This window comes from Flavobacterium salmonis, from assembly GCF_903819435.1.
In the GTDB taxonomy this organism is placed as follows: domain Bacteria; phylum Bacteroidota; class Bacteroidia; order Flavobacteriales; family Flavobacteriaceae; genus Flavobacterium; species Flavobacterium chungangense.
Genome location: NZ_CAIJDP010000096.1, coordinates 1 through 329, shown reverse-complemented (window position 1 = coordinate 329; position 329 = coordinate 1). Strand labels below are relative to the sequence as shown.

Genomic DNA, 329 nt, shown 5'->3' with positions numbered 1-329 from the left:
CATCGAGTGACCAGCCCAGCCCGACCCATGTGGCTTCCTGATCTACCCTGATTCCTGATGCATGATAATTAAGCGAAATAGGGAGTTTGTAGCCATCTATATCTATCTCGTAAATAGGAATGCTGGTATTTGGTGTGCCTGTATAATACGACACTGGATAATCGGCATATTTGGCAAATTCGGCCGCATTTGGACTCATAGGGGTGACATGCGGGTATGCTATGTGCTCATTCTGCGAATAGAAACTTGTCATTGAAAGGGTCGCAGCCAGGGAGATAATTAATCTTTTCATATTTTATTTATTGAGGTCTTCAATTATTTAATCTCCA

Annotated in this window: 1 protein-coding gene; it reads right to left on the bottom strand. The window is 42.2% G+C overall.

Features of this window, described 5'->3' with window-relative positions; genetic code table 11:
* Positions 1-199 (bottom strand): hypothetical protein (locus tag FLACHUCJ7_RS24945; protein ID WP_180910945.1); only part of this gene is annotated, 199 nt, incomplete at its 3' end.
* Positions 200-329 lie beyond the last annotated feature (130 nt).